Source organism: Halomonas sp. DP1Y21-3 (genome assembly GCF_019801245.1).
Classification (GTDB): Bacteria; Pseudomonadota; Gammaproteobacteria; order Pseudomonadales; family Halomonadaceae; genus Halomonas; species Halomonas litopenaei.
Genome location: NZ_JAHVJM010000008.1, coordinates 165,957 through 192,374, shown reverse-complemented (window position 1 = coordinate 192,374; position 26,418 = coordinate 165,957). Strand labels below are relative to the sequence as shown.

The 26,418-nt window shown below is 65.7% G+C and carries 27 protein-coding genes; 13 read left to right on the top strand and 14 right to left on the bottom strand.

Annotated features, from left to right (window positions below; translation table 11 throughout):
* Nucleotides 1–95: 95 nt before the first annotated feature.
* From KUV74_RS20275 to KUV74_RS20265, 3 genes are all read right to left on the bottom strand, one after another.
* Nucleotides 96–656: a TRAP transporter small permease subunit gene (locus KUV74_RS20275; RefSeq protein WP_253028901.1), complete on the bottom strand. Its 561-nt coding sequence runs from the start codon at nt 654–656 to the stop codon at nt 96–98.
* Nucleotides 657–843: 187 nt separating this feature from the next.
* Nucleotides 844–1,884: a TRAP transporter substrate-binding protein gene (locus KUV74_RS20270; RefSeq protein ID WP_108449155.1), complete on the bottom strand. Its 1,041-nt coding sequence runs from the start codon at nt 1,882–1,884 to the stop codon at nt 844–846.
* Between the two features lie 7 nt (nt 1,885–1,891).
* The gene (locus tag KUV74_RS20265; protein WP_045995058.1) at nt 1,892–2,692 is read right to left on the bottom strand and encodes a FadR/GntR family transcriptional regulator; all 801 of its coding nucleotides are present in this window, start codon (nt 2,690–2,692) and stop codon (nt 1,892–1,894) included.
* A gap of 388 nt (nt 2,693–3,080) precedes the next feature.
* Between KUV74_RS20265 and KUV74_RS20260 the strand changes: the two genes are divergently transcribed.
* Nucleotides 3,081–4,082 carry an NADP-dependent oxidoreductase gene (locus tag KUV74_RS20260; protein ID WP_222517215.1) on the top strand — a complete coding sequence of 334 codons (1,002 nt, stop codon included), beginning with the start codon at nt 3,081–3,083 and terminating at the stop codon, nt 4,080–4,082.
* A gap of 89 nt (nt 4,083–4,171) precedes the next feature.
* On the opposite strand, the gene KUV74_RS20255 is transcribed toward KUV74_RS20260, so the two are convergent.
* Complete coding sequence (locus KUV74_RS20255) at nt 4,172–5,095, bottom strand: DMT family transporter (RefSeq protein ID WP_124803971.1); 924 nt, start codon at nt 5,093–5,095, stop codon at nt 4,172–4,174.
* Nucleotides 5,096–5,259: 164 nt separating this feature from the next.
* On the opposite strand from KUV74_RS20255, the gene KUV74_RS20250 reads away from it, so the two are divergent.
* The 3 genes from KUV74_RS20250 (at nt 5,260) to KUV74_RS20240 (ending at nt 7,530) form a co-directional block, all read left to right on the top strand.
* Nucleotides 5,260–5,748 carry an Lrp/AsnC family transcriptional regulator gene (locus KUV74_RS20250; RefSeq protein ID WP_222517214.1) on the top strand — a complete coding sequence of 163 codons (489 nt, stop codon included), beginning with the start codon at nt 5,260–5,262 and terminating at the stop codon, nt 5,746–5,748.
* A gap of 190 nt (nt 5,749–5,938) precedes the next feature.
* Complete coding sequence (locus KUV74_RS20245) at nt 5,939–6,619, top strand: DsbA family protein (RefSeq protein WP_222517213.1); 681 nt, start codon at nt 5,939–5,941, stop codon at nt 6,617–6,619.
* Complete coding sequence (locus KUV74_RS20240) at nt 6,616–7,530, top strand: complex I NDUFA9 subunit family protein (protein ID WP_222517212.1); 915 nt, start codon at nt 6,616–6,618, stop codon at nt 7,528–7,530. The genes KUV74_RS20245 and KUV74_RS20240 overlap by 4 nt, the downstream gene beginning before the upstream one ends.
* A gap of 66 nt (nt 7,531–7,596) precedes the next feature.
* Here the strand turns inward: KUV74_RS20240 and gloA are convergent, their stop codons facing one another.
* From gloA to KUV74_RS20225, 3 genes are all read right to left on the bottom strand, one after another.
* Complete coding sequence (gloA, locus tag KUV74_RS20235) at nt 7,597–8,139, bottom strand: lactoylglutathione lyase (protein WP_045995063.1); 543 nt, start codon at nt 8,137–8,139, stop codon at nt 7,597–7,599.
* A gap of 43 nt (nt 8,140–8,182) precedes the next feature.
* Nucleotides 8,183–9,766, bottom strand: a complete 1,584-nt coding sequence (locus KUV74_RS20230; protein WP_108133313.1) for a GMC family oxidoreductase — start codon at nt 9,764–9,766, stop codon at nt 8,183–8,185.
* 105 nt (nt 9,767–9,871) lie between these two features.
* On the bottom strand, nt 9,872–10,438 hold the full coding sequence (locus tag KUV74_RS20225) for a tat (twin-arginine translocation) pathway signal sequence (protein ID WP_222517211.1): 567 nt from the start codon (nt 10,436–10,438) through the stop codon (nt 9,872–9,874).
* A 213-nt stretch (nt 10,439–10,651) separates the two neighbouring features.
* Between KUV74_RS20225 and KUV74_RS20220 the strand changes: the two genes are divergently transcribed.
* Nucleotides 10,652–10,990 carry a ribbon-helix-helix domain-containing protein gene (locus KUV74_RS20220; RefSeq protein WP_222517210.1) on the top strand — a complete coding sequence of 113 codons (339 nt, stop codon included), beginning with the start codon at nt 10,652–10,654 and terminating at the stop codon, nt 10,988–10,990.
* Between the two features lie 216 nt (nt 10,991–11,206).
* Nucleotides 11,207–12,715 (top strand): alanine/glycine:cation symporter family protein, encoded by a 1,509-nt coding sequence (locus KUV74_RS20215; RefSeq protein ID WP_045995065.1) that lies wholly within the window; start codon nt 11,207–11,209, stop codon nt 12,713–12,715.
* Between the two features lie 143 nt (nt 12,716–12,858).
* On the opposite strand, the gene KUV74_RS20210 is transcribed toward KUV74_RS20215, so the two are convergent.
* Complete coding sequence (locus KUV74_RS20210; RefSeq protein WP_222517209.1) at nt 12,859–13,776, bottom strand: LysR substrate-binding domain-containing protein; 918 nt, start codon at nt 13,774–13,776, stop codon at nt 12,859–12,861.
* Between the two features lie 152 nt (nt 13,777–13,928).
* Here KUV74_RS20210 and KUV74_RS20205 point away from each other — a divergent pair, with 152 nt between their 5' ends.
* The 3 genes from KUV74_RS20205 (at nt 13,929) to KUV74_RS20195 (ending at nt 16,635) form a co-directional block, all read left to right on the top strand.
* On the top strand, nt 13,929–14,813 hold the full coding sequence (locus tag KUV74_RS20205; RefSeq protein ID WP_222517208.1) for a pirin family protein: 885 nt from the start codon (nt 13,929–13,931) through the stop codon (nt 14,811–14,813).
* 158 nt (nt 14,814–14,971) lie between these two features.
* The gene (ycaC, locus tag KUV74_RS20200) at nt 14,972–15,595 is read left to right on the top strand and encodes an isochorismate family cysteine hydrolase YcaC (RefSeq protein WP_045995068.1); all 624 of its coding nucleotides are present in this window, start codon (nt 14,972–14,974) and stop codon (nt 15,593–15,595) included.
* 101 nt (nt 15,596–15,696) lie between these two features.
* Entirely contained in the window at nt 15,697–16,635 is a 939-nt protein-coding gene (locus KUV74_RS20195) for a pirin family protein (RefSeq protein WP_045995069.1), read from the top strand.
* Nucleotides 16,636–16,662: 27 nt separating this feature from the next.
* Here the strand turns inward: KUV74_RS20195 and KUV74_RS20190 are convergent, their stop codons facing one another.
* On the bottom strand, nt 16,663–17,001 hold the full coding sequence (locus KUV74_RS20190) for a hypothetical protein (protein ID WP_222517207.1): 339 nt from the start codon (nt 16,999–17,001) through the stop codon (nt 16,663–16,665).
* 147 nt (nt 17,002–17,148) lie between these two features.
* Here KUV74_RS20190 and KUV74_RS20185 point away from each other — a divergent pair, with 147 nt between their 5' ends.
* On the top strand, nt 17,149–17,733 hold the full coding sequence (locus tag KUV74_RS20185; RefSeq protein ID WP_222517206.1) for an NADPH-dependent FMN reductase: 585 nt from the start codon (nt 17,149–17,151) through the stop codon (nt 17,731–17,733).
* A gap of 77 nt (nt 17,734–17,810) precedes the next feature.
* On the opposite strand, the gene KUV74_RS20180 is transcribed toward KUV74_RS20185, so the two are convergent.
* Nucleotides 17,811–18,200 (bottom strand): MAPEG family protein, encoded by a 390-nt coding sequence (locus KUV74_RS20180; protein WP_222517205.1) that lies wholly within the window; start codon nt 18,198–18,200, stop codon nt 17,811–17,813.
* Between the two features lie 125 nt (nt 18,201–18,325).
* On the opposite strand from KUV74_RS20180, the gene KUV74_RS20175 reads away from it, so the two are divergent.
* Nucleotides 18,326–18,931, top strand: coding sequence for a cytochrome b/b6 domain-containing protein (locus KUV74_RS20175; protein ID WP_222517204.1), 606 nt, complete (start codon nt 18,326–18,328; stop codon nt 18,929–18,931).
* A gap of 96 nt (nt 18,932–19,027) precedes the next feature.
* Here the strand turns inward: KUV74_RS20175 and KUV74_RS20170 are convergent, their stop codons facing one another.
* From KUV74_RS20170 to KUV74_RS20155, 4 genes are all read right to left on the bottom strand, one after another.
* Nucleotides 19,028–20,518, bottom strand: coding sequence for a sodium:solute symporter family protein (locus KUV74_RS20170; protein ID WP_108133304.1), 1,491 nt, complete (start codon nt 20,516–20,518; stop codon nt 19,028–19,030).
* Nucleotides 20,519–20,686: 168 nt separating this feature from the next.
* Nucleotides 20,687–21,079 (bottom strand): RidA family protein, encoded by a 393-nt coding sequence (locus KUV74_RS20165; protein ID WP_222517203.1) that lies wholly within the window; start codon nt 21,077–21,079, stop codon nt 20,687–20,689.
* A gap of 39 nt (nt 21,080–21,118) precedes the next feature.
* Nucleotides 21,119–22,579: an N-acyl-D-amino-acid deacylase family protein gene (locus tag KUV74_RS20160; protein ID WP_222517202.1), complete on the bottom strand. Its 1,461-nt coding sequence runs from the start codon at nt 22,577–22,579 to the stop codon at nt 21,119–21,121.
* A gap of 1 nt (nt 22,580) precedes the next feature.
* Nucleotides 22,581–23,444 (bottom strand): MurR/RpiR family transcriptional regulator, encoded by an 864-nt coding sequence (locus KUV74_RS20155; RefSeq protein ID WP_045995075.1) that lies wholly within the window; start codon nt 23,442–23,444, stop codon nt 22,581–22,583.
* A gap of 213 nt (nt 23,445–23,657) precedes the next feature.
* On the opposite strand from KUV74_RS20155, the gene KUV74_RS20150 reads away from it, so the two are divergent.
* Entirely contained in the window at nt 23,658–24,887 is a 1,230-nt protein-coding gene (locus KUV74_RS20150; protein ID WP_222517201.1) for an amino acid deaminase, read from the top strand.
* 202 nt (nt 24,888–25,089) lie between these two features.
* Nucleotides 25,090–26,139, top strand: coding sequence for a DUF2235 domain-containing protein (locus tag KUV74_RS20145; protein ID WP_222517200.1), 1,050 nt, complete (start codon nt 25,090–25,092; stop codon nt 26,137–26,139).
* The last annotated feature ends 279 nt before the right edge of the window (nt 26,140–26,418 follow it).

Sequence of the window (26,418 nt, the reverse complement as noted above, 5' to 3'; positions counted from 1 at the left end):
CGCCACCAGGCCGGTGATAAAGGCCAGCGGCAGGCCGGTGACCAGCAGCGCGAAGATGGCGCCGACCAGCAGCAGGGTTCCGTCTGCGATGCTCATCAGTCAGCGCCTCCTTCGGGTGCGTCGGGGGCGGGCTTGCCCTTGATCGACTGGATCAGGTGAATCAGCGCCTGGACGCACATGATCGCCACCGCGGCGAGGATCATGCCCTTGACCAGGGCGGGGAACGGCGGGTTCCAGGAGGTGCCGGAGCGCTCCAGTTGCCACTCGCCGAGGGGGTTGTGGGAGGCGCCATAGAACATCACCCAGGCGGCGTAGGTCATGCCCAGGCAGAAGCCGAAGGTGACCAGGTCATTGAAGCGATCGAGCCACAGCCGGAACCTCGGGCCCACGGCGTCGTAGAGCACCTTGACCCGGATATGGCGGTTGGAGGCCAGCGCGGCCGGGCCGCCGAGACAGAAGCTGACCGCCACCAGCATGACCACGGTCTCGTGGACCCAGGAGGTGGGCGCGCCGAAGCCATAGCGCATGATCACCTCATAGACGCTGATGGCCATGGCGATGAACACCAGCCAGGCGGCGAACTGGGCCACCCGAACCACGCCACGGTCGAACCGACTGCGCACCACATCGGGGGCACGCTCGGGCGTCTTGTCCATTGACGGATCGGGTGATGGGTCGGGCCCAGGCCCTGCACGTGTCTCGTCACTCATGAGACATCCTCGACATTGATGTATCGCGACGCCCGTGATCTATCGCCCCAACGGGCGCGGACATCGCAAGATGAAAAGGAGGGGGCGGTGCCTCGGCACCGCCCCGGGTTCCACTGGCGCACGCCAGCGAGGATTACAGCAGGTTGTGGTTCTCGAGGTAGGCCACCACGGACTCGTAGAATTCCTGGGTGATCTCGTTCTTCTCGGCCCAGTTCTCCCACTCCTGCTTGGCGATATTGCGGAACGCCACGCGCTCCTCCTGCGGCAGGTCGATGATCTCGATATCCGGGTTCTGGCGAGCCTCGCGCACGGCTTCCATGTCGCGGGTCTTGAGCTCGGCCACCATCTCGTAGGCCAGGGCGTCGACCGAGGTCTCGAGGATGCCCTTCAGGTCATCGGAGAGGCTGTCCCAGACGTCCTTGTTGAGCGACACCGCCACCATCGGCAGCGAGTGGAAGCCCGGGTACAGCGGGTACGGCGCGAACTCGTGCAGCCCCTGGGCCTGGTTGGTGGCGAACACGGTGTAGTCGGCAGCGTCGATGACGCCCTTCTCGAGGCCGGTATAGACCTCGGAGCCCGGAAGGTTGACCGGAGTCGCGCCGGCGGCCTCGAAGATGTTGTAGACCATGCCCTCGGGTGCACGCAGCTTGAGGCCCTGCATGTCGTCGATGGAGCGCACCGGCTTGGTCGACGGCAGCGACTCGAGGCCAGTGGCGGCGGCGCCGATCAGGTGGACGCCGTAAGGTTCGACCAGCTTGTTGTAGAGCTCTTCGCCACCGGCGTTGTTCATGTAGTCGAGGAAGTCGTAGGGATCGCTCCAGGCGCCTACCAGGTTGCCGATCATGCCGAAGGCCGGGTTCTGGCCGGTGAAGTAGCTCGGGTCGGTCAGGTGGCCCTGAAGAATGCCGGACTGCACGGCCTGCAGGGTCTGGTTGGCCTGGACCACGGCGTTGACCGGCAGGATCTCGATGGAGATGCGGCCGTTGGACATGGTCTCGACGTTGTCGGCCCAGGCCTTCTTCATCTCGAACTGCGGCTCACCCGCAGTCTCGGAGGTCTGGAAGGTCCACTCGTACTCGGCCGCCTGGGCAGAGGTCGCCGTTGCCGCGAGGATCGCCGCGCCCAACGTCGTGAGCGCGGAACCAGAGAACTTGAGCTTGGTGCTTGCCATCATGGGAATCTCATCCTTCTTGTTGGCGAGTTGCAGGGAATTCGGGAGCGTCGAAGGTGGTCTCGATCGTGGCGGGCGACCTTGTCACCCCTTCGAGACCCAGGTCCTGCCCGGTGCGCTCCAGTACCGCGAGAGCCGCTCGGGCGGCTTCCTGCGGCTGGCGAAGCCGGATCGCCTCCATCACCCGGCGGTGACGATCCATGCTGTCGTTGAGCCTGTCGGCGCTGTGGTTGGAGCGTTCAACCAGCAGCGCGATGGCGGGTTTGAGAACGTGGCTGATCTGGGCCCACACCAGATTGTGCGATGCGGTAAAGATCGCCTCGTGAAAGGCCACGTCATACTCGTCGTGGCTCTTGCCATCAAAGCGTAGATCATCGTTGGCCAGCGCTTCGATCATGCCTTCATAGGCCGTCTCGATGGCCAGCAGGTCGGCGGCGGTGGCGTGCTCGGCGGCGAGACGGGCGACAAAGGGCTCCACCGCCACGCGAAAGGCGAAGACTTCGCGCTGGATCACCGGATTGGGATGGGCAAAGCGCGCCAGCCAGCCACTGACCCTGGGGTCCAGCAGGTGCCAGCCCTCCAGCGGTTGTACCCGAGATCCCTGGCCCGAGATTCGCGTGATCATGCCCGCCGCCACCAGCACCTGCAGCGCACTGCGCACGGTGGAGCGACTGACTTCGAAGCGCTCGCACAGATCCACTTCCCTGGGCAGGAAGTCCCCCGGCGCATACTCACCGGCGAAGATCGCCTCGGCCAGGGCATCGGCGATGTCCGGGCGCGCGCGACGCGTGGAAGTGGAACTTGCCGACATGGAGCAATCCATACAGGGAACGAGAGAAATCGGACATGTAGCGCCGTGTGTCGGACGGTGCTACAGGCTATGTCCGACATAGCTTGACGAAAACGTGTTTCAAACGCCTTTAGACTTTAGTCATGATTGGGTAGCGCCCTGCCGCCACGCCCTGTCCATGGCGCTCCTCGGGGAACCTCGCTGATTCGGCACAGTCGTAGTGAATAGACCTCGGACCCAGGAAGACAATCGCCCCCTTTACGAAACAGACCGACTGGTCTATTGTGGCGACCGTACACCTATCGATGATCACGGAGCGAGGCGTGAATCCGAGTGATCCTCGGCCACGCTTCGCCCTCTCCGGAGCGACAGCCAATCGACTTCCGGTTCATCACGCAAAGGAGGCATGATGCAGTCGAACTACTACACCATCAGCGAGTATCCCACCGGCACCCCCAGCCAGGACGTCTTCAAGCTCAAGCAGCAGGACCTGCCGGCGCTGGCTGACGGTGAAGTGCGCATCCGCAATCGCTGGCTGTCGGTGGACCCCTACATGCGTGGACGCATGAGCGGTGTCACCACCTATATCGAACCCTTCGAGCTCGAGGCACCGCTGGAAGGAGCCGCCGTCGGCGAGGTCATCGAATCCCGTGACGATCGTTTCAAGGTGGGTGACAAGGTCAGCCACATGGGTGGCTGGCGAGACGTGGCCCAGCTGCCCGCCGACGGCGTGACCGCCCTGCCCGATCTGGACGTGCCGGAACAGGCCTACCTGGGCGTGCTGGGCATGCCGGGGATGACCGCCTGGACCGGCCTGAATGCCATCGCCGAGATGCAGCAGGGTGACAATGTGCTGGTCAGCGCCGCCAGCGGCGCGGTGGGCTCTCTGGCGGTACAGCTGGCGAAGGCCAAGGGTGGTGTTGTGGTCGGCCTGGCCGGCAGCCAGAAGAAGCGCGACTGGCTCGAGTCCCAGGGCGTGATCGCGGTGGACTACCGCGACAAGGACGCCGCCACCCTCAGCGAGGATCTGGCCAAGGCCTGCCCGGACGGTTTCAATGTCTACTACGAGAACGTCGGCGGTGTCTGCCTGGAAGCCGCGCTGAACAACCTCAGGGTCGGCGCCCGCATCGCCGTGTGCGGCATGATTTCCCGCTACAACGATGAAGGCCCGGCACCGGGACCGGCCAACCTGGCGATGATCCTGATTCGCCGAGCGCGTATGCAGGGCTTTATCGTGTTCGAGCACTGGGACAACTACCCGGCCTTTCTCAAGGACGTCGGCCCCAAGGTCGCGGCCGGCGAGATCGACTACCAGGAGACCGTGCGCGAGGGCCTCGAGGCCACGCCGGAAGCCTTCCTCGATCTGTTCAAGGGGGCCAACACCGGCAAGATGCTGGTGCGCCTGGGCTGATTGCTGATTGCCCTTGCTGGACGATTGACCCAGACACCGCCTACGGGCGGTGTCTGTGGTTCAGCACTGCTCGAATGACAGCCGCGCCATCAACGGCCACGGCTGGCAATCATCACGCCGGACACCACCATCAGCATGCCCACCGCCGTGACCCCGCCGATCGTCTCGTCCAGCGCCCACCAGGCCAGCGCCGTGGCGGCCACCGGGGTGAGCGAGCCCAGCGCCGAGGTCGCCTCGGCCCCCAGCCGTCGAATCGCCACGCCCATCAGCAGGCCAGACCCCAGCCCCACCAGGATGCCCTGCACCACCAACTGCACCAGCCACTCCTTCGTGGGCACCAGATGCAGGGACAGCCCCCCCGCCCCGCTCGCCTCGAGCCCGATCACCGTCAGCACAATGACCAGTCCACTGGGCACGGTGACCACCGCCGTGGCCTCGAGCGCCGACAGACCGCTCTGACGCACGCTGAGGGTGAACACCGCCCACATCACGCTGGACAGCAGGAACATGCCCTGCCCCAGCAGCAGGCTCTGCGAGCCCTGTCCCCCGGACGCCAGCAGGCAGACGACGCCGAGTCCGATGGCGACCAGGCCGGCGGCACGCCCCCGCGACAACGGCTGAGCGAAGACCCATACCGCCAGGGTGCTGACGAACAGCGGCGCCGCCCCGGGGATCAGGGTGCTGCCGTGGGCCACCGGGGCCAGCCCCATGCCCACCGCCCCCAGCAGGAAGAAGGGTATGCCGGCGCCTGCCATCATGCCGACCAGCCACACCGGGTTGACCGCCAGCAGACGCTGGCGCCGACGCAGCGCCAACGGCAGCAGCGCCAGACCAGGCACGGCGTAGCGAAACAGGGTCAGGTCGAGCGTTCCCAGTGGTGACAGCGCCCCTTGGCGCAGCGACAGGAAGTAGCACGACCAGATCAGCACCGCCCCCAGCGCAGCGGCGACCCCCAACAGGGCGCGCCGGGGAGAGGCGACAAGCGGTGCCACCTGGGTCAGTGAAGATGACATGACAGGACTCCGTGAGGTTCGGCGGGTGCCTGAACGAGCACCCTGCTGACCCTCAGTCTGCCGCCAACGGTCGGGCAAATGCAGGCAAAGACTCCGACGCGCTGGACCCATATTGGCAGGGCATGCCAATATTTCGCCTAAACCCGCCTGATTGAGCCAATCCGTTGAAAAAACTGGACCGTATCGATCGCCATCTGCTCGCCCTGCTCCAGCAGGACGCGCGACTCACCAGCCACCAACTGGCCGAGCGGGTGGGGCTGTCGCCGTCACCCTGCGCCAGGCGCATACGCCGGCTGGAGCAACAGCGGCTGATCCAGCGCTACCGCGCCGAGCTGGACCGCGAACGCCTGGGGCTGGGGCTGACGGTGTTCGTCCACGTCAAGCTCAGCCGCCACCAGGACGCCCTGGTGGAAGCCTTCGAAGCCGCCGTGGCAGACATGCCCGAAGTCATCGAGTGCCACACCGTGTCCGGTGCCTTCGACTATCTGCTGCAGATCGTCAGCGCCGACCTGAAAGGCTACGAGCGCTGGGTGCGACAGCTGCAGACCCTGCCCATGGTCAATACCGTGGATTCGAGCTTTGCCATCCGTGCCGTCAAGCGCGCCGGCGCCCTGAATCTGCGCAACGCCCGTCCAACTGACAACGATTCGTAAGGCTCCACACGAGGATCCGCTGCACAGCCCCACCAGGCAGACGTCGCCTCAGCCGGTGATCACGGCTGACGCAGCTTCGCCAGCATCGAGCCTAGCTGACGTCGGCGCTTCACTTCGGCGTCATCAATCGTCAAGCTAGGGTCGATCCCATTGCCGTCCGGGCCCACGTACCGCCACCCAGGAGAGTTGCATGCCGACCCCGCCCGCTCCCCCACGCCTGACCCTGGAGGTCTTCAGCGATCTGCGCTGCCCGTTCTGCTACCTGGAGTTGCCCGAACTGGAGGCGCTGGAAGACAGGTTCGGTCATGACATCCGCGTCGTCTGGCGCCCCTTCGAGCTGCGCCCCGAGCCGGAACCTGCCCTCGATCCCCACTGCGACTACCTGAACGAACTGTGGCGAGACGCGGTGCTGCCGATGGCTCAGGAGCGAGGTCTGAGCATGCGCCAGCCGAACATCCAACCACGCTCGCGTCTGGCGCTGGAAACGCTGGCCTGGGCCGAGCGCCGCTATCGCGACACCCCGTCAGCCAGCCAGGTCGCTGCGCTGCGAAAGGCCCTGTTCAGCGGCTTCTTCGAAGATAGCCTGGACCTGTCGGATCCCCGCGCCCTGGCCGAGATCGCCAATCAACTGGGGCTGGACGGCGCGGCACTCGAAGCGAGTCTTGCCGCCGGTGAAAACCGCGAGGCGGTACAAGCTTCCCGCGAGGAAGGTCAGGCGCAGGGGGTTCACGGTGTTCCGGCGCTGCGCTTTCTGGTCGACGGCGAACACGCCGGCATCCTGTCCGGCGCCCAACCCAGGCGCCAGCTCTTTCTTGCGGTGGAACGCCTGCAGGATGCCCTGCGCCAGCATGAGGGCAAAAGGACGTCATGAGTGACCGCACACGTCCGGTGGTGGTGATCGGTGGCACCGGCCTTGTCGGTGCTGCCGTGGTGCGCGAGCTCTACTTCGCGGGCCATGCGGTCCGCGTGGTGGCCCGCCACCCGAGACTTCCGGAAGAGGTGGAAGACGGCGATCCGGTCGAGGCGATCCAGGCGGATATCGAGGATCCGGAGAGCCTCAAGGCGGCCCTTGAGGGGGCCAGCGCGGTGATCAACGCGGTCAGCCTCTACCGCGAGAGTGGCAAGCGCAGCTTCGAGCAGGTGCATGTCGAGGGCGCCGCCAGGCTGGCGCGGCTCGCCCGGGAGGCGGGCATCGATCGCTATGTGCTGCTGTCCGGCATCGGCGCCCGGCTCGATTCGCCCTCGCCCTACGTGCGCGCCAGGGCGAGAGGCGAACAGGCGGTGATGGGCGAGATACCTCGCGCGGTCATCGTTCGCCCCAGCGCCCTCTATGGCCAGCAGTCAGGCCTGGTGGCGACCCTGGCAAGGCTGGTGAAGATGCCGCTGGTGCCGCTGTTTGGCGCCGGAGAGATGCGCCTGCAACCACTCCACGTGGGTGATCTGGCCAGCGCCCTGGCACGCCTGGCCACCCGGGCGAGCCTGCCCAGGGCGCTTTACGAACTGGGCGGGCCCGACCCGCTGCGCTACCGCGATCTGGTCACCCAGGTGGCGCGACACCTCGGCAGAGAGCCCAGGTTCATCAAGGTCCCCCTGCCCCTGTGGCGCGCCCTGGCACTGGCCCTTTCGCCCTTGCCCTCGCCGCCGCTGACCCGCGATACCCTGTGGCTGATCAGCGAAGACAATCTGGTCGCCAACGGCGTCGGCAGCTTCGCCGACCTGGGCCTCAATCCGCGCAGCCTGCGCGACAGCCTGCCGCACTGCCTGCCAACGCAGGCGGGCTGAGTCCGACGGACGGGCCTCGATGGCCCCCGGCCCTATGCCGCCGGGGCTTGGCGTTAGATAACCGCTTCAGGCGTCGCCCATGTTCGCCATCAGGCTCGGCTGCACCACCTCGATCCAGTAGCCGTCCGGGTCCTTGACGAAGACCACGTCCTTCAGCTTGCCCTGCTCGGGGCGCTTGATGAACTCGACGTCGTTTTCATCGAACCAGGCCACCGCCGCGTGCAGATCCGGCACCGCAAAGCAGATATGACCAAAGCCCTGGGGCTCGGCGTTGCCGTCGTGGTAGATCCGCCCTTCCTGCTCCTCGCTGCCCCAGTTGTGGGTAAACTCGAGCAGTCCGCGCTGCTGAAAGGTCCAGGTGGAGCGGGCGGCGGCGTCCTCGGGAACCTGATCATCCGCCTCGAGGTTGGCGAGAAAGTACAGCGAGAACTGCATTTCCTCGAAGTCCAGGCGCCTCAGAACGCTCATGCCGAAGACCCGTGAATAGAACGCCAGGGACACCTCGGGATCCTTGACCCTCAGCATGCTGTGATTGAGGCGAAAACCGCGCGTGGCCTCGGGGGCCGGCTCCACGCCGGGGTGCTGTTCGCCTTGGAAATTGTCGTGCATCTCGGTCTCCTTGGATGAGGGGTCGATTGTCGTTCAGGTGGCGTCAGATCGCCTGCTCGGCCATCTGCTGCGCGATATATTCTGCCTGACGCAGGGCCAGCGAGACGATGGTCAGGGTCGGGTTTTCCGACGCCGAGGTGGTGAACTGACTGCCATCGGAGATGAACAGGTTCGCCACCTCGTGGGTCTGGCCGTAGCCGTTGCAGACGCCGTCCTCGGGGCGCTCGCTCATGCGGCAGGTACCCAGGTTGTGGGTCGAGGGATAGGGCGGCACCTCGTAGACATCCCGCGCCCCCACCGATTCGTACAGCGCCTTGCCCTGCTGATACCCGTGCTGCCTCATGGCCACGTCGTTGGGGTGATCGTCGTAGTGCACGTTGGCCACCGGCAGGCCGAAACGATCGGTCACCTCCGGGTTCAGGGTGATGCGGTTGCTGGCCTGGGGCAGATCCTCCCCCACCAGCCACATCCCGGCCATATGATCATACTGGTCCATCGCGCCGGCGAAACGCTCGCCCCAGGCGCCGGGGTCGAGGAAGGCAGCCATGAACGGCAGCCCCAGCGACAGCGTCTCCATCTCGTAGCCGCCGACAAAGCCCCGCGACGGATCATGGCGCGCCTCATCGGAGATGATGCCGGCCATGGTGGTGCCGCGATACATGTGCACCGGTTCATCGAAGGTGGCGTAGACCGAACCCGTCATATGGCGCATGTAGTAGCGCCCGACCTTGTCCGCGCCATTGGCAAGCCCCTTGGGGAAACGACTGCTCGTGGAATTCAACAACAGCCGCGGCGTCTCGATGGAATTGCCGGCCACCGCCACCACCCGGGCCTTCTGTCGCTGTTCGCGGCCCTCGCTATCAAAGTAGACCACCGCCTTGGCACGACCCTCGTCGTCATGCTCGATACGCGCCACATGCGACTCGGGCCGCAACTCCAGGTGTCCCGTGGCGATGCCTCTGGGCAGCTCGGTATAGAGCGTCGACCACTTGGCCTGGGTCTTGCAGCCCTGGAAGCAGAAGCCGCGCTGCTGGCAGGGCGCCCGGCCATCGCGGATCTCGCTGTTGATGGCCATATGGCCGGTGTTGCAGGAATAGCCGAGCTTCTGCGCCCCGGCGTACATCACCTTGAAATTGTTGTTGCCCGGCAGCCCCTTGTTGTCGTGGGTGCGGGTCACCCCCATGCGCGCCTCGGCACGATCGTACCAGGGTGCCAGTTCCTCGTAGGACAGCGGCCAGTCGAGCAGGTCAGCGCCGTCCACCGCGCCATAGTGACTCAGGGCCTCGAACTCGTGGGGCTGGATGCGTAGGCTGGCACCGGCCCAGTGCACCGTGGTGCCGCCCACCGACTTGACGATCCAGGCCGGCAGATTGGGAAAGTCCCGTGCCAGCCGCCAGCTTCCCGAGGTGGTCCTCGGGTCCAGCCAAGAAAGCTGGTTGAAGGCGCCCCACTCGTCGGCCAGAAAGTCCGAGGTGGTGTGCAGCTTGCCCGCTTCCAGTACCACCACGTCGATGCCCTGCTGGGCCAGTTCGTTCGCCAGGGTGCCTCCACCGGCCCCCGAGCCGATCACTACCACCACACTGTCATCGTCCAGCGCAAAGGTCTTCTGACTGTCGGTCATGGCCATGACGACGCCTCCTCATTGGTCCGTACTGTTCGTTGTTGTCTGTTGTTGTCCGTGGCTGTCGCCAGCGGTCATCGACGCTCGCCTCACCCGGCGCCGATGGGACGGTCAGCCCGGGACTTCGTGGGGCAGGTAGCCGCCCTCGGGCCGGGGCGGATCCGGCAGCCAGTCCAGATCATTGAAGCCCTTGGTCAGGTAGCCGGGATTGCCCGCCTCACCCTCGTAGCCGAAGTGGGCGTAGGCCAGATCGTTGTCATAGAGCGAGACCACGGCGTCACCGCGTACCAGTTCGAAGAATGGCGAGCCGGCCCGAGCTTCCAGCAAGGTCAGACGTTCGCTCGACGTCAGCGATAGCCAGTCCCCCCCCGCCTCGCGATCGAGTGCATCGATACCTTCAGCCACCAGCGCCGCGACCTGGGGATCGGCGGCCTTGGTGTCCAGACTCTTGACCACCAGGGCGTAGACCGCGTCTTCAAGGTCTGGGTGAGGGAAGATGTGACGCGTCATCGCCAGCAGCACCTGGCCCTGGCGACTGGTCAGGGTTTCAAGGGACATGGCCCAGCTACGACTGGGCGCCAGCAGGGCGATGGGACCGGAGGCCATCGCCAGTGTGCCCATCAGCACACCACCGCTGGCCTTGAGAAAGACACGACGAGAAAAAGCGCTACCCTTCATAGCAGGACTCCTTGCCCCAGGCCTTAGAATTCAGATTCGACAGGCGCCACATGCGACACTGCGTCTCTCCAAAGCCTATGTCGCCTCCGCCTACGGCGGGTAACACTGGGGTACTACGTCGACCATGGTCTAATGCTCCTTGACGCAAGAGCCAGGCAGGGTCAGAAGACGGCATCATCGATAACGACCGGACGCCAGCGAGAGGACCACGCCATGTGCCATATGTACGCCTCCACCGACCCTGCCAAGTACGAGTGCACCACCCGTTCCATCCGCCTGCAGGGCTCGGTGACCAGCGTCAGACTGGAAAACGAGTTCTGGGATATCCTCAACGAGATCGCCGCCGGCCAGAACCTGACCACGGTTCAGTTCATCAGCGAGCTGCATCAGGAGGTGATCGAGATCCGTGGTGAGGTGCCTAACCTGGCATCGCTGTTGCGGGTGGCCTGCGCCATCCACCAGCAGAATGCCATCCAGGGGAATGCCGCCCAACAGAATGCCGCCCAACCCGCTGTCGAGCGCCTGTCTCGGGCATCGCTGGGCATAAACTGAAACGGCGCCGGGTAAAGGGGCTCACCGACACCTCGTTCGGCCTCACATGTCTGGCCTGAGGTGCCATTGAGAACAGCACCCTTCTTGATGCGACTAAAGTCTATATCTTTTTTCTCGAAAACTACGCCTTATCTCAATCTTTTCTCTACGCTCCTTGTCATACGCGGCAATTCGTGAAGAATGGCCTCCGCATTCCTACCCAATGGACAATTTGACATGGATTCCATCGCCACCTGGTTCAACGATGCCGTCTCCGTCGGCAACGGCCTGATCTGGGGTAAACTGCTCGTTTACCTGTTGATCGGCGCCGGTCTCTACTTCACCGTCATGACCCGCGGCATCCAGTTCCGCTTCTTCGGCCATATGTTCGCCCTGCTCAAGGGATCCCGTGATGGCGGCGAGGGCATTTCCTCCTTCCAGGCCCTGTCCACCAGCCTGGCGGCCCGCGTGGGTACCGGCAATCTGGCGGGTGTCGCCGTGGCCATCTATCTGGGCGGCCCCGGCGCCATCTTCTGGATGTGGATGACCGCGCTGGTCGGCATGGCCACCAGCTTCGTCGAGTCCACCCTGGCCCAGGCCTACAAGGTCGACCACGGCGACAAGACCTTCCGCGGCGGCCCGGCCCGCTACATCGAGCGCGGGCTCGGTCAGCGCTGGATGGCCATCGCCTTCTCGATCTGTCTGATCATCGCCTTCGGCCTCGCCTTCAACAGCGTCCAGGCCAACTCCATCGCCCAGGCCATGGAGCAGGCATTCAACATCCCGACCTGGATCGTCGGCATCGCCCTGCTGGTGGGGGTTACCCCGATCATCTTCGGCGGCCTGCGCTCCATCGCCAAGGTGGCGGAGCTGATCGTGCCGCTGATGGCACTGCTCTACCTGATCCTCGCTCTGGTGGTGGTGGCGCTGAATATCGATGAGCTGCCGAGCGCCATCGCGTTGATCTTCAACAGTGCCTTTGGCCTTGAAGAAGCCGCCGGCGGTGCCGTCGGCTACGCCGTGGCCCAGGCCATGATGCAGGGCATCAAGCGCGGCCTGTTCTCCAACGAGGCCGGCATGGGTTCCGCCCCCAACGTGGCCGCCACCGCCAGCACCCGACCGAACCATCCGGCGGCCCAGGGCTTTATCCAGATGCTCGGCGTGTTCTTCGACACCCTGGTGATCTGTACCGCCACCGCCGCGGTGATCATCCTGTCGGAGCCGGCGCTGCAGAGCGGCGACGCACCCAACGGCATCCAGCTGACCCAGGTCGCGCTGTCCGAGCACGTCGGTGACTGGGGCGGCATGTTCGTGGCCATCGCCATTCTGCTGTTCGCCTTCACCTCGCTGATCGCCAACTACTCCTACGGTGAATCCAACATCGAGTACCTGGCGGGCTCGCGTCGCTCTGCGGGCGCGGTGTTCATCTATCGCCTGGCGGTGCTGGCGATGATCATGATCGGCTCGATCGCCCAGCTCGGCACCATCTGGAACTTCGCCGACCTGTCCATGGGCATGATGGCACTGATCAACCTGACCGCCATCCTGCTGCTCTCGCCGCTGGCCTTCGCCCTGTTCCGCGACTACGAGCGTCAGCTCAAGGCCGGCCAGGAGCCGACCTTCAACCCGGACGAGTTCCCCAAGCTCAAGGGCAAGGTGGACCCGAGCGCCTGGCCGAGCCTGAGCAACAAGGCCTCGCAGGCCTCCTCCTCTGAGGCGCCCAAGGGCAGCGGAAAGGACGCCTGACCAGGGGTTGAACAAGCAGGACAGCAGGGGCCGCTCAAGCCCCAGCGCCAACAACGCCACGGCCAATGCCGTGGCGTTGTCGTTTCCGACGGCCGGACACGGGCCGTCTCGTCAGGCCAGGCACCGTCGCACCCCGATCGTCCCTACGCCCTGGGCAGTGGCGCGTCCTCCTCGTCCAGGGCACCGTCGAGAAAGTCGAGCAGTGCCCGTACCGACGGCAACTGTCCGCGGCGGCTGGGGTAGACCGCGTGGATCAGTCCGGCCCGAGGCTCCCAGCCCGGCACCACGTCCACCAGGCGCCCGGCGCACAGATCGGCGCCCGCGGCCACCAACGGCAAGCGTGCCACCCCCTGGCCATCGAGCACCGCCCGGTGCAAGAGCCCCACGTCGTCGGTCACCAGCCGAGGCCGATGCTCGATGATTCGCTCCTCGCCGCCGGGACCGTCCAGGCGCCAGCGATGGCGCCGGTCCGGTTCCTCGAAGTCGAGACTGGGCCAATCGCTCAAGGCTTGTGGCGCTTCCGGCATCCCCAGGCGCGCCACCAGATCCGGTGATGCCAGCAGCCGCTGGGGGCTGCGCGACAGCCTGCGCATCACCAGTTCGCTGTCTTCCAGCGGCGGATAGCGTACCCGGATCGCCAGGTCGAAGCCTTCTCGCACCACGTCGACGCGGCGACTGGTCGCCACCACGTCCAGGTCGATGCGGGGGCAGCGACGCAGGAACTCGGAAAACAGCGGCGTGAACAAGGTGGCGAGAAGGCTCGGCGGACAGCTCAGGCGAATGCGCCCGCGCGGTTCGGCCTGGTGGCGCTCGACCACCTCCACCGCCGCCTCGGCCTGCCACAGCATGGCCTGGCAGTGCTGATAGAAGGCCTGGCCCAGTTCCGTGACCACAAACTGACGGGTGGAACGCTGAATCAGGCGGGTATCGAGGCGTGCCTCCAGCGCCGCGATACGTCGGCTGAGCCGTGACTTGGGCAGCCCCAGGGCGCGGCCCGCCGGAGCAAAACCGCCGTGGTCCACCACCTTGACGAAATAGAAGAAGTCGTTGAGATCCTGCACGGCTCGGGTCCTGTCGAGGGTGATTGAGCGCACCATCGTTTCATGTATGCAACGATGCGTCCGAATTTTGCCTACTACCGCCTCCATCGTCTCGATTCTATGCTGTCACCATCACGGATCGCCAGCGATCCTTCCATGACAGGAGGTGTCCCATGAAGACCATCAACGCCGTACACGCTGCCCCTCGCGGTCACTGGGTGGGCGACGGCTTCCCGGTGCGCTCGCTGTTCAGCTACGACCGCCTTGGCGCCGAGCGCCTTAGCCCCTTCCTGCTGCTGGACCACGCAGGGCCTCACCACTTCGCGCCCAGCGAGCAAAAGCGTGGCGTCGGCGTGCACCCCCATCGGGGCTTCGAGACGGTGACCTTCGTGCATCGAGGCGAGGTCAGCCACCGCGATTCCTCTGGCGGGGGCGGCACCATCGGCCCGGGCGACGTTCAGTGGATGACCGCCGGCGACGGCATCCTCCACGAGGAGTTTCACTCCGAGGACTTCACTCGCCAGGGCGGCGACCTGGAGATGGTCCAGCTATGGGTCAATCTGCCGGCGCGCCACAAGACGACCCCGGCGGCCTACCAGAACCTGACCCGTGACGAGATCCCGGTGGTGACACTACCGGGCGAGGCGGGCCAGCTCAGGGTGGTGGCCGGCGAGTACCTGGAGGCACGTGGCCCGGCGCGGACCTTTACCCCGATCAACGCCTGGGAGCTGGCATTGAACGAGGACGCTGAAACGACCTTGTCGCTACCCAACGGGCACACTAGCCTTCTGGTAGTGCTCGACGGCACCCTGCTGGTACAGGATCAGGAGGTCGTGCGCGGTGGCAGCGTGGTCGAGCTGTCCCGCGATGGCGAGACGCTGGCCCTGGCCGCCAACACCGCCGCCCGGCTGCTGGTGCTGACCGGTGAACCGATCGACGAGCCGGTGGTGGGTCATGGCCCCTTCGTGATGAACAGCGAGGCCGAGATCCACGCCTCCATCGACGCATTTCGGCGTGGCCGGTTTGGCCGACTCGATACCCAGAGTGTCGGCAGCTAGAAACAGGTTGCCGGCGGCTAGGCGTCTGCCCCTGCCGACTCCCCCCTTCTCAATGCTTGGCAACTTCCCGGCGGCAGTCGCCGCCGGGACCCCACCTCCAGGCTGGATGCCGGAGGCATCTCTTAAGGAAGGTTTCCCCTGACAGGAGGAGAAAACCCATGACTCGCCCCTATGTTCGTCTCGACAAGGATGACGTCACCGTACTATTGGTCGACCACCAGGCCGGCCTCTTGTCGCTGGTGCGCGACTTCGAGCCCGACGCCTTCAAGAACAACGTGCTGGCCCTGGCCGACATGGCGAAGTTCTTCGAGCTGCCGACCATCCTGACTACCAGCTTCGAGGACGGCCCCAACGGCCCCATGGTCCCCGAACTCAAGGAGATGTTCCCGGACGCCCCCTATATCGCTCGCCCCGGCCAGATCAACGCCTGGGACAACGAGGAATTCGTCGCCGCCATCGAGAAGACGGGACGCAAGCAGCTGCTGATCGCCGGAGTGGTCACCGAGGTCTGCGTGGCCTTTCCGGTGCTGTCGGCCATCGAGGCCGGCTACGACGTCTTCGTCGTCACCGACGCCTCCGGCACCTTCAACCCGGTGACCCGCGAGGCCGCCTGGGATCGCATGAGCCAGGCCGGCGCCCAGTTGATGACCTGGTTCGGGGTGGGTGGCGAGCTGCATCGCGACTGGCGCAACGACATCGAAGGCTTCGGTGGCCTGTTGGCGTCCCACCTGCCGGCCTACTCCAACCTGATGCAGAGCTATTCGCAGCAGACCCAAGGGTGAGCTTCAGGCCTGGGCGTACTGCGCCCAGGTCTTGTTCTTTCTGTCGATCCCAGCCAGGTACAGCCAAACCAGGTCTAGCCATAACCGCCCAGGAGGCCACCATGAGCCTGCACGAAACGCCCCATCGCCCATCATCTTCTTTGGACTGCCCGGTGGTCGATGGACGCCGTTGTATCCAGCGCATCGGTTCCCGGGAGGCCGACGTCGGCGGCCTGCCGATCCACCGCGTACTGCCCACCCGCGAGCGCCGCCTGATCGGCGCCTGGTGCTTTCTCGACCACGCCGGCCCCAGCATCCTGCGCGAGGGCCAGGCCATGCGGGTCGGCCCCCATCCCCACACCAGCCTGCAGACCTTTACCTGGATGCTTTCCGGCGAGGTCCACCACCGGGATAGCCTGGGCAGCGACCAGGTGATTCGCCCGGGTGAGGTCAACCTGATGACCGCCGGCCACGGCATCAGCCATACCGAAGAGAGCCTGGCGGAAACCGACAGCCTGCACGCCGCCCAGCTATGGATCGCCCTGCCCCAGGACAAGGCCGACACCGCGCCACGCTTTGATCACTACGCCGAGCTGCCGCGCTGGCGCCGCGACGGCGCCGACTTCACCCTGCTGATCGGTGAAGCCGAAGGCCACCACGCCCCCACCCTGAGCTTTTCGCCGCTGGTGGGACTCGACGTTCAGGCCAGTGACACCACGAAGCTGGCGGTGCCCCTGCGTCCTGACTTCGAATACGGCGTGCTGGTGCTGGAAGGCGGCCTCGAGCTGGATGACGAGGCCTTCGCGGTGGACGAGCTGGGGTATCTCGGACGTGGGCGAGACAGCCTCGAGATGTCGCTGTCGGCGGGCAGCCGGATCCTGTTGATCGGCGGCGAGCCGATGCAGGACGAGATCCTGATCTGGTGGAACTTCGTTGGCCATTCGCGGGAAGCGATCATCCAGGCCCAGCACGACTGGGAAGCCGCCAGCGAGCGCTTTGGTGACATCCCCCAGTGGCAGGGAGCACGCCTGGAGGCGCCACCGCTGCCCTGGTCTTCCTGAAGGCCGCCTTGCCGACACGCAAGGCATTCATCCAGACGCCTTGTCCTCCTGCGCGTTCAGGCTGGCCCACCAGTCGGCGTAGGAGCTGTTGTGGGGCGCGCGTCCGGACTCATCCTCGGCGCCGTCGGACCACCACACCGGGCCACGCTCGCCCAGCGCCTCCTTGGCCGCCTGGACCTGGCGGCGTGTGGCCTTGAGCGCGTCGTCATCGTCGACCTTGTTGGCCTCCTTGACCGCGCGTCGGGCCGCCATCAGCGCCTTGACGTGGCGCTTGCGGGTGTCCTCGTCCAGGCCGGGATCGGTGCAGCGCCAGAGGCGATTGCGGGCAACAAAGTAGCGCCCATCCGGCGTTGTGGGGTACTTCACATCGTCCTCCTTCTGCCATCTTGATCCAATATGTTGCAGGATGAATGCACAAGATCGGCGCTGGCAATGGCTGACAGAGCGTGCTCCATTGGCTATTGGTCCATGCCTTGCCCTTTTGCGCTTCCGTTCACACCGCAGGAGAACCCCATGAGCGATACCCGTCCCCGTATCCTGGTCTTTGCCGGCAGCGCCCGGGAGGATTCCTTCAACAAGCGTCTGGCTAAGCTGATGGCACAACGCATCGACGCCCTTGGCGGACAGGCCACCTTCGTCGACCTGCGCGACTTTCCCATGCCGATCTACGACGGTGACCTGGAGGCCGGCGAGGGTCTTCCCGAGCACGCCAGCCGCCTCAAGCGGATGTTCATGGAGCATCAAGGTCTCGCCATCGCCTCCCCTGAGTACAACGGCTTCATCACACCGCTTCTGAAGAACACCATCGACTGGGTCTCGCGCCCCGACGGCGACCTGGGCGCCCTCGAGCCCTACCAGCACAAGGTGGCGGCCATCGTCGGCGCCTCACCCGGCGGGCTGGGCGGGCTACGCGCCCTGCCGCTGCTGCGTCAGCTCTTGAGCAATATCGGCGTCACCGTACTGCCTGACCAGCTTGCCGTGGGCGGCGCCGGTAGCGCCTTCCATGAAGACGGCAGCCTGGCCGACGAAGGCAAGGCCAAGGCGCTGGACAACATTTGCCAGCGGCTGGTCACCACCCTGGCGCGGTCGTCACAATGACGGCCGTTGGCTCCTGACGGTCAAAGGGCTGAACGCCGGCGGACAACCCGCCCGCCACCGGTCTCGTTTCAGGGCGGCTACCACAGCGCCCCGATCATGATCGTCAGACACGCCAGCATGCCGACGGCGAAGACGATGGAGCGGGTCCACTGCCAGTTCAGGGCGTAGGCCAGCGGGTGGAGCAGACGTGAGGTGAGAAAGACCAGCGCCGGCACGTCGAGGCTATCCAGCTCCACCCCGGCGCCGATCGCCACCACCGCGGTGGTGGCGTAGACGATCAGCGCCTCCCAGGCGTTGGACTGGGCCGCCTGCAGCCGCGCACCGACGCCTTCAAGACGCGCCTGCTGGGCACGCGGGTGGCGATTGTCCAGATGGCCGAACTGGCGCACGCGCCAGGCGGCGCCGATCCAGGCAAGGAGGATCGGCAGCAGGGAGGCAACAAAGAGGGTGACGAGAAAGATCGACATGGAAGGCTCCGAGGGCGAATTGCCCCCAGCATGGCACAGGGAATGGCTGACAGGCGAAGGGCCAGGCGTCAGCATGGCGGTAGTTGCCTGACACCGGGCAATACCGCATCCCCGAGGTTTCCTTCATGCCAGCGAGCCGAGCCCACGACGTCACCCACGCCCCCGATGTCCACCCTGCCCGTCATGCCCTGACCAGCCGCGCCCTGCACGCCTCGCTGGCGTTGACCATCGGTCTTCTCTACCTCACTGCCTACGGGCGCAAGTGGGCAACCACCCAGCTCGAGTCGGCCAACTGGTACCTGCTGGTGGTCCACGTCAACCTGGGGCTTTTGAGTGTGGCGCTGTCGCTCGGGCTACTGGTGGCCCACCTGTGGCTGCCGCAGCCGCCACCCCTGGGTCTGCCACGGGTGACTCGCCTCGCCCACCGTGGCCTGCTCGCCGTGCTCCTGGCGCTGCCCGTGGCGGCGTATATCGGTACCGGCTTCGACCTCAGGGTGCTGGGCCAGTGGACACTGCCCTCGTTTCAGCGCCTGCCATTGGCGGCGTCGCTCGCAGCCTTGTTCGAGGTGCCGCTGATCACCCTGATGGAGCCATTTGGCCGCTTTCATCGGGACTGGGGCGCCGATCTGCTGCTGCCCTTTTTGCTCGGTGGCCATATCGCGGCGGCCCTGTTTCACCATCTTGTGTTGAAGGACGGCGCTCTTGGCCGAATATGGTCGCTGCGCCGTTGAGCGGCGCCCCATGCTCCTCGCCACCGCGGCAGACATGCGAAGAAGCCCGCGCAGTCACCTGCGCGGGCTTTTGTGCTTCGACCTGGAGAGCGGTCTTCAGGCCTTGGCGGGCCCCTTGCGCAGCGGCACGTCCGGCACCGCCTCCATGCGCTCGCGCTCTTCGGTGATCAGCTCGAGTGCCTGGTCTTCGCTGAGCTCGGAAGCCGGGGTAAACAGACTGACCACAATACCGGCGGCCATGGCCAGGCCCACCGCCGGGATGCTCGGGTTGCCCCAGTACTCACTCCAGCTCTCCACCGAGATGACCGTCAGCGAGGTGGCGGACGCCACCACCAGCGAGGCAATCGCGCCCTGCCAGTTGTAGCGCGGCCAGAAGCGGCCCAGCACGCCGCACACGAACATGCCCGCCAGCACGGTCGCCACCATCTTGGTGATGTAGGCGATCACGTTGTCGGAGGTCAGGGCGAAGGCCAGCGCCAGGCTGATGGTGCCGACCAGGCCGACCCGCGACAGCATGACCACACTCTTGGCCGACGGCGCACGGCCCTTGACCAGCACGTAGAGATCGCGGATCAGGGTGGTGACACCGGCGATGGCGTCACTGCTGGCGCTGGACATGGTCGCCGACAGACCGGCCACCAGCAGCAGCAGGCCCAGCCACAGCGGCAGCACCTCGGTGGCCAGATACGGGAAGGCGAAGTTGCTGTTTTCCAGGTTGGGATTGAGGGCGTAGGTGGCCATGCCGATGATCGCCGGCACGATAGAGAACAGCATGTAAAGGCAGCCAGTCACCAGGAAGGAGCGGCGTACCGAGCCCACCGAGGCGCCGGAGTAGATGCGCTGGCGGAAGGACGGGGTTGCCAGCACGCCGACGGCGATCACCGTGATCAGCGACAGGGCGGGCACCAGGCCGACCTTGTCGATGGCCAGGAAGCTGGTCGCCGCGGCGTCCATGGAGGCGGTCATCTCGGAGAAGCCGCCCACCTCGACCACGGCCACCGCCGCCATCAAAAAGAAGCCGACAAACAGCACGATGGCCTGCACGGTGTCGGTCCAGACCACCGCCATGTAGCCGCCGATGACGCAGTAGACACCGAAGCCCAGCGCCACCACCATCTTGGCCTGCCAGGCGGGGATATCCGCCATCCAGGCCAGATACAGGCCGCCACCGAGGATATGGGCGCCGAGCCAGCCGATGCAGGCGACGTAGATGAACAATGCCACGACATTGCGCACCAGGCGGTTGGCCCCGACGTAGAACGACAACTCTTCGCTCATGGTCATGAAGCGGTAGCGGCGCACACCGGCGAAACACAGCGCCAGCAGCAGCACCCCGATCGAACCACCCAGACCATAGAGTGCGCCGCCCCAGCCGTTGGCGTAGCCGAAGCCCACCGCCCCCATGCTGGAACCTGTTCCCACCATGGTGGCCACGGTGGTACCGATGGTCAGGAATATCGGTACGCTGCGCCCGCCAAGGAGGAAGTCATCGCCGGTGCCGCGATCGTTCCGCGACATCCACCAGCCGAAGCCGATCATCAGGACGATGTAGACGCAAAAGGTAGCAAGGAAAAGATGACTGTTCATACAGACCTCTTATACTTGTCGTCTCGGTCGTTGCCGCGATCGAGACAGTGAACGTGAACGTTTGCTGTGCCTGGCGTCGGGTCCTTGCCGGGATCCGGCGCCTTCCTGTCGCTACGATGCGGGCATCCCTGCCCCGGTCGAGTTGCCGCTCGACGCAATATCCCTGGTTTAAGCGCGGTCGGCGCGGTAGCAGGTCAGGTCCACCTCGACCTTGCAGTCCACCACCAGATCCTGAACGCTGCAGATGCGCGCCGGCGGGTGATCCTTGAAGTACTCGGCGAACACCTTGTTGAACGACTGGAAGTAGCGCGAGTCGGTCAGCACGGCGGTGACGTGGACCACGTCCTCGATGTCGTAGCCCGCCTCGCGGGCGATGGTCAGGGCATTCTCGAAGGCCAGTCGGCTCTGCTCGATAATGCCGCCTTCCACCACTTCACCATCGGTCATCGGGGTCTGACCGGACACCTTCAGCCAGCCGCCGGCTTCCACCGCGCGGGAGAAGGGAAGTTTCTGACCGCCGGTACCGACGCCGCCTTCGGCGCCATAACGCTTGATCGTCATGTCAATGTCTCCTGATAAAGGCTGATGCAATAAACGTGGCTAGAGTGGCGTGGCCGCAAGGCGCACGCTTCGGCGCAACATGCGCCCGGATCGTTGGCCCGACGCCTGACCGTTGGCGTAGGCCGTCGTGCCGTTGACCAGCACCCGAAGGATGCCGCTGGCGGGCGTCTTCGGCTGGTCATAGGTGGCGCTATCTTCCAGGCGCTCGAGATCCAGAAGGACCAGATCGGCGAAGGCGCCTGGACGAATCACACCGCGGTCTTCCAGGCCAAAGGTGGCGGCGGAAAGACCGGTCATCTTGCGTACCGCCTCGGCCGGCGGCATCAGTGCCAGGTCGCGGCTGTAGTGGGCCAGCACGCGGGGAAAGGCGCCCCACAGGCGCGGGTGCGGATGCGGGTCATTGGGTAGGCCGTCGGAGCCGACCATGGTCAAGGGGTGCGCCAGCACCTGGCGCATGTCGTCCTCGCTCATGTTGTGATAGACCGCGCCGGCGGGCTGCAGGCGCCTGGCCGCGTCCATCAGTGACAGCCCCCAGTCGGCGGCGATGTCGGCCAGCGGCCGACGCGCCTGCTCCGGATGCGGCTTCGACCAGGTGATGGTGATGTCGATCTCGTCGGTGACCTGCCCCAGATCCAGGGTCGAGGAACCGGCGGTATAGGGGTAGCAGTCGCAGTGGACACGCTGGCGGCTGGCGGCCTCGGTCAACTGCGCCAGGGCCCGTGGCGCCTGGCCCCAGTTACCGGCACCGGCGCACTTCAGGTGCGAGATCACCAGCGGTGCACGGGCTTCGGCGGCGGTGGCAAAGGCCTCGTCCATCGCCTCGGCCTGTCCGGCGAACTCGTCACGCAGGTGGGTGGTGTAGATGCCGCCCGCCTCGCTGACCGCGCGCACCAGGGCACCGACCTCGGCGCTTGGCGCCTGACGGGCGTTGCGATAGGCAAGCCCGGTGCTCATGCCGATGGCCCCCTCGGCCAGCGCCTGTTCCAGAGCAAGGCGCATGGCGGCGATCTCGTCGTCGCGGGCCGGCCGCTCGAAGTCATCCATCACCAGTGAGCGCAGGCTGGTATGCCCCACCAGCGCCGCCACATTGACCGCCGGGCAGGCCGTCGCCACGGCATCGGCGTAGGCGGAGAAGCTGGGGTAGGCGAAATCCTCGGCGTCGCCCAGCAGGTTCATCGGATCGGGCACCTCGCTGCCGCGCAGCCTGACCGGCGAGGCGCTGATGCCGCAGTTGCCGACCACCACCGTGGTCACCCCCTGACTCAGCTTCGGCAGCATCTCGGGGGTGCGCACCACATTGGTGTCGTCGTGGGTGTGAACGTCGATGAATCCCGGGGTCAGCACCAGCCCCTCGGCCTGCACCACCTCGCTGGCCTCGTGCCCGGCGAGATCCCCCACCGCCACGATACGATCCCCCTTGATCGCGACATCCGCGATACGAGGATCTGCGCCGGTGCCATCCAGCAGCGTGGCGCGACGAATCAAGAGGTCATGGTGCATGTCAGTCTCCCAGCGGCTGGCGATTGTCACCGCCGCGATGGTCATCAAGTGCAATCTTCAAACGCCTGAGCTTGGTGCGCGCCTGGTCGCGATGACGCATGGCCAGCTCCAGCGCCAGCACGTCGATGGCGGCCATCAACGCATAGCGCGACGCCGAAGGGTGAAGAATGAAATCGGTCTCCCGGGCGGCGATCGGCAGCACCACGTTGGCGGCGGCGGCAAGCGGAGACCCCACGGCGGTGATGGCGATCACCTGGGCTCCGTACTGACTGGCGATCTGGGCCGACTCGACCATCTCCGGCGTATAGCCGGACACCGACAGCACCACCACTACGTCCTCGGGCTCCAGGGTGGCGGCCACCATCCTCGGCAGCAGACCGTGAGGATAGGCGCTGACCGCATAGCCCAGGCGCATCAGGCGAAACTGCAGCTCCTGGCACATCACGCTGGAGCCGCCGCCACTGCCGAAGGTCAGGATCTGGCGGGCATTGTCGAGTCGCTCCACCGCGCCTTCGATATCGGCCTCGAACAGCAACTCACGGTTGAGCGCCAGGGTCTGGGCGGCAACGTCGTAGACGATGCTCGATCCCCGGGCGGGATCGGCGTCCTCGATAAAGCGACGACCGGCGGCCAGGGCACGGGTCAGGCGCAGCTTGAGGTCACGCACGTTGTCGCAGTCCACCGAGCGGGCGAAGCGGGTCACGGTGGCATCACTGACGCCTGATCGCCGGGCGATCTCGCTGATGCTGGCCTCTGCCACGAAGTCGATGTCGTCGAAGATCAGCTCCGCCACCTTGCGCTCCGACTCGCTCAGCGAGCGAACCACCGCGGTGATGCGCGACAGGATATCGATCTGTTGACTCACGGCTTGCCTCCCTCCGTTGCGACGTTGCCAGATCACGAAGCCTGTCCAGGGCCCTCGTCATCTGCGGTATCCTTACGCTATGTTAGTTTCTAACAACCATCCACCGTTTTTTGAAAATTTCCGACAATGGTCGTAGTCAGATCAATCTTCGAACATTGCCAATCGTCCAGCGCGGCGTAACATGAGCCGCGTTCCGCCTTCAGGAGAACTTCCATGGCCCACTCCCCCGCTTCCTCCTCCTTCGATGCCAAGGGTTGCCACAAGGGCACCCTGGAAACCGGCAACCGGCTGCTGGCCGACGTCAGCCTGCCGGCAGCGGTGATCCACCAGGCCCCGCTCGCCCACAATCTGGCATGGATGCAGGACTTCGCCCGCCGCCACGGCGCCGAGCTTGCCCCCCACGGCAAGACCACCATGACCCCGGCACTGTTCCGGCGGCAGCTCGAGGCCGGCGCCTGGGGCATCACCCTGGCTACCCTGCCCCAGTGCCGCGCGGCCTTCGCCGAGGGCGCCCAGCGACTACTGGTGGCCAACCAGATGGTCGGTCAGGCCAACATGGCCATCGCCGCCGACCTGATCCGTGCCGGCGCCGAGCTCTATGTCACCGTCGACAGCGCCGAGAACCTGGACCAATTAGGCGCCTTTTTCGGGGCAGCCGGCATCTCCCTGAATATCCTGATCGAGGTAGGCGTCGAAGGGGGAAGGTGCGGACTTCGCGATGATGACGAGGTAATGGCGCTGGCGCGCCGGGCGGCTACCCTGCCCGGCATAGCCCTGGCGGGTCTGGAGGGGTATGAGGGTGTGGTCCATGGCGACGATCCGGTGGCCGGTATCCGTCGCTACGCCCAGCGCCTCGTCGACGGCGTCAAGCGACTGGCCGACGAAGGGCTGGTCGAGCGCGACAAGCCCATCGTCACAGCCTCGGGTTCGGCCTGGTACGACCTGATCGCAGAAGAATTCCGCGACGGTGGACTCGAGGGCCGCTTTACCCCGGTGCTGCGCCCGGGCTGCTACGTGGTCCACGACCATGGCATCTACCGCGAGGCCCAGGCCGGCGTGCTGTCCCGGCGCCAGGACCTGCACCAAGGGCTTGAGCCGGCGCTGGAGGTGTTCGCACAGGTGCAGTCGCTGCCCGAGCCGGGGCTGGCCATCGTGGCACTGGGCAAGCGCGATATCGGCTTCGACCTGGCGCCCGAGGTGCTCAGGCGCTATCGCGAAGGCGGACAGGCCAGCGAGCAGCTGTCGGTGGAAGGCTGGCAAGTCGTCAAGCAGATGGATCAGCACACCTTTATCCAGCTACCGGACAGCGCCCGCGACGTGCGCATCGGTGACGTCCTGGCCTTCGGCGCCTCGCACCCCTGCATGACCTTCGACAAGTGGCGCCAGCTCCATCTGGTCGATGACGCGCTCAGGGTCGTCGATACCTGGGCGACGCGCTTCTAGACTCTCCGACAAGCGAACGACCAAGGGGCGGGCGGAAACCATCCACCCGCCCCGCTCCTGCAATCTTTGCCGCAGCGCTGACGGCACGACCGAACGACGCCCTTCGCTTCTGCGCTCAATTTTCTGGCCACGCCCACGACATACACTGACAGCGACCACCGAGCATCGCTCGGATCAAGAGGGCTGACAGCAAGGGAAGCCGATGGCCAAGAATGTCGCGCTGTTCTTCGATGGCACCTGGCAGGTGCCGGACATGGACCTGGAAGACGGTGACACCAACACCAACGTCAGCCGGCTCTACCAGGCGGTGGCCGACAACCCCATGGCAGAGGGCGGCACCGTCAAGCGCTACTACCATGGCGTCGGCAGTGACCTGCACTGGTACGACCGCCTGGTGGCAGGCGCCACCGGACTCGGGCTATCGGAAATTCTGATCGAGGCGTACGTCGAGCTGGTCGAACTGTTGCGCCCGGACGACCGGCTGTTCCTGTTCGGCTTCAGCCGAGGCGCCTACACCGCGCGCAGCCTGAGCGGGATGCTTCACACCAGCGGACTGCTGCACCCCGAACACCGGCAGTTGGCGGGACGCGCCTACGCGCTTTACCGCGATCGAAGGCGTGGCCCGCAATCCGCCGAGGCTCGACGCTTCGCCTCGCGCTACGCCTGGGTGCCGGAGATCCACATGATCGGTGTGTGGGACACCGTGGGCAGCCTGGGGATTCCACTCAGGAGCTTTGCCGCCTTCAACCGCCGCCGATTCGAGTTCCATGACACCCGCCTGAGCCCGCTGGTGCGCCACGCCTACCAGGCGCTGGCGATCGACGAGCACCGCAAGGCCTTCGCCCCCACTCTGTGGTCGCCGCAGACCACCACCTCCACCCTCGAGCAGGTATGGTTTCCCGGCGCCCACTCCAACGTCGGCGGAGGCTACCGGGACCGCGTGCTGTCGGACGTCAGCCTGGACTGGATGATGGGCCGCGCCTGCGAACAGGGGCTGCCGCTGCTGCCTGACAGCCGCCCCTTGCTTGGTTCACCACCGCGCGAGGACGACATCGTCGACTCCTACCAGAGGTTTCTTTCGCGCCTCTATCGGCTGATCTCGCCCCGGCGTTATCTGCGGCGCATCGGCTTTGCCTCCTTCGGCAACGAGACGCTGCACCCGAGCGTCGCCACCCGTCGTATTGCCCTGCCCGGCTATCGCCCCGCCAACCCTATCCACCCGCGTCTTGCGGCGACGCCGCCATCCACTTAGGGCTTGTCTGAAAAGTGCCTGCGCTCGGTAATACGGCGTTAAAAATCGGATCAACATGCTCATTTACACCCCGTAAACTGCGCTTTCTCACCGATTTTTGCCTTGTCTAACCTTCGCTCGTCGACTTTTCGGACAGCGCCTAGACACTGACAGCCCCCGAGTGATGGCGCGAGCGCCTGCCACGGATACGACAACGCCCACTCGCAAGGAGTGGGCGTTGTCGGTGGCCTGAGGCGCTCTCCCTCGTCGGAGGTCCGAGGCCGGCGCTGCGCTTGCTGG

What these genes read in the sequence shown, in the direction of transcription:
- KUV74_RS20275 (WP_253028901.1), bottom strand. Translation starts at nt 656, where the DNA reads ATGGACAAGACGCCCGAGCGTGCCCCCGATGTGGTGCGCAGTCGGTTC.
- KUV74_RS20270 (WP_108449155.1), bottom strand. Translation starts at nt 1,884, where the DNA reads ATGATGGCAAGCACCAAGCTCAAGTTCTCTGGTTCCGCGCTCACGACG.
- KUV74_RS20265 (WP_045995058.1), bottom strand. Translation starts at nt 2,692, where the DNA reads ATGTCGGCAAGTTCCACTTCCACGCGTCGCGCGCGCCCGGACATCGCC.
- KUV74_RS20260 (WP_222517215.1), top strand. Translation starts at nt 3,081, where the DNA reads ATGCAGTCGAACTACTACACCATCAGCGAGTATCCCACCGGCACCCCC.
- KUV74_RS20255 (WP_124803971.1), bottom strand. Translation starts at nt 5,095, where the DNA reads ATGTCATCTTCACTGACCCAGGTGGCACCGCTTGTCGCCTCTCCCCGG.
- KUV74_RS20245 (WP_222517213.1), top strand. Translation starts at nt 5,939, where the DNA reads ATGCCGACCCCGCCCGCTCCCCCACGCCTGACCCTGGAGGTCTTCAGC.
- KUV74_RS20240 (WP_222517212.1), top strand. Translation starts at nt 6,616, where the DNA reads ATGAGTGACCGCACACGTCCGGTGGTGGTGATCGGTGGCACCGGCCTT.
- gloA (WP_045995063.1), bottom strand. Translation starts at nt 8,139, where the DNA reads ATGCACGACAATTTCCAAGGCGAACAGCACCCCGGCGTGGAGCCGGCC.
- KUV74_RS20230 (WP_108133313.1), bottom strand. Translation starts at nt 9,766, where the DNA reads ATGGCCATGACCGACAGTCAGAAGACCTTTGCGCTGGACGATGACAGT.
- KUV74_RS20225 (WP_222517211.1), bottom strand. Translation starts at nt 10,438, where the DNA reads ATGAAGGGTAGCGCTTTTTCTCGTCGTGTCTTTCTCAAGGCCAGCGGT.
- KUV74_RS20220 (WP_222517210.1), top strand. Translation starts at nt 10,652, where the DNA reads ATGTGCCATATGTACGCCTCCACCGACCCTGCCAAGTACGAGTGCACC.
- KUV74_RS20215 (WP_045995065.1), top strand. Translation starts at nt 11,207, where the DNA reads ATGGATTCCATCGCCACCTGGTTCAACGATGCCGTCTCCGTCGGCAAC.
- KUV74_RS20205 (WP_222517208.1), top strand. Translation starts at nt 13,929, where the DNA reads ATGAAGACCATCAACGCCGTACACGCTGCCCCTCGCGGTCACTGGGTG.
- ycaC (WP_045995068.1), top strand. Translation starts at nt 14,972, where the DNA reads ATGACTCGCCCCTATGTTCGTCTCGACAAGGATGACGTCACCGTACTA.
- KUV74_RS20195 (WP_045995069.1), top strand. Translation starts at nt 15,697, where the DNA reads ATGAGCCTGCACGAAACGCCCCATCGCCCATCATCTTCTTTGGACTGC.
- KUV74_RS20185 (WP_222517206.1), top strand. Translation starts at nt 17,149, where the DNA reads ATGAGCGATACCCGTCCCCGTATCCTGGTCTTTGCCGGCAGCGCCCGG.
- KUV74_RS20180 (WP_222517205.1), bottom strand. Translation starts at nt 18,200, where the DNA reads ATGTCGATCTTTCTCGTCACCCTCTTTGTTGCCTCCCTGCTGCCGATC.
- KUV74_RS20175 (WP_222517204.1), top strand. Translation starts at nt 18,326, where the DNA reads ATGCCAGCGAGCCGAGCCCACGACGTCACCCACGCCCCCGATGTCCAC.
- KUV74_RS20170 (WP_108133304.1), bottom strand. Translation starts at nt 20,518, where the DNA reads ATGAACAGTCATCTTTTCCTTGCTACCTTTTGCGTCTACATCGTCCTG.
- KUV74_RS20165 (WP_222517203.1), bottom strand. Translation starts at nt 21,079, where the DNA reads ATGACGATCAAGCGTTATGGCGCCGAAGGCGGCGTCGGTACCGGCGGT.
- KUV74_RS20160 (WP_222517202.1), bottom strand. Translation starts at nt 22,579, where the DNA reads ATGCACCATGACCTCTTGATTCGTCGCGCCACGCTGCTGGATGGCACC.
- KUV74_RS20150 (WP_222517201.1), top strand. Translation starts at nt 23,658, where the DNA reads ATGGCCCACTCCCCCGCTTCCTCCTCCTTCGATGCCAAGGGTTGCCAC.
- KUV74_RS20145 (WP_222517200.1), top strand. Translation starts at nt 25,090, where the DNA reads ATGGCCAAGAATGTCGCGCTGTTCTTCGATGGCACCTGGCAGGTGCCG.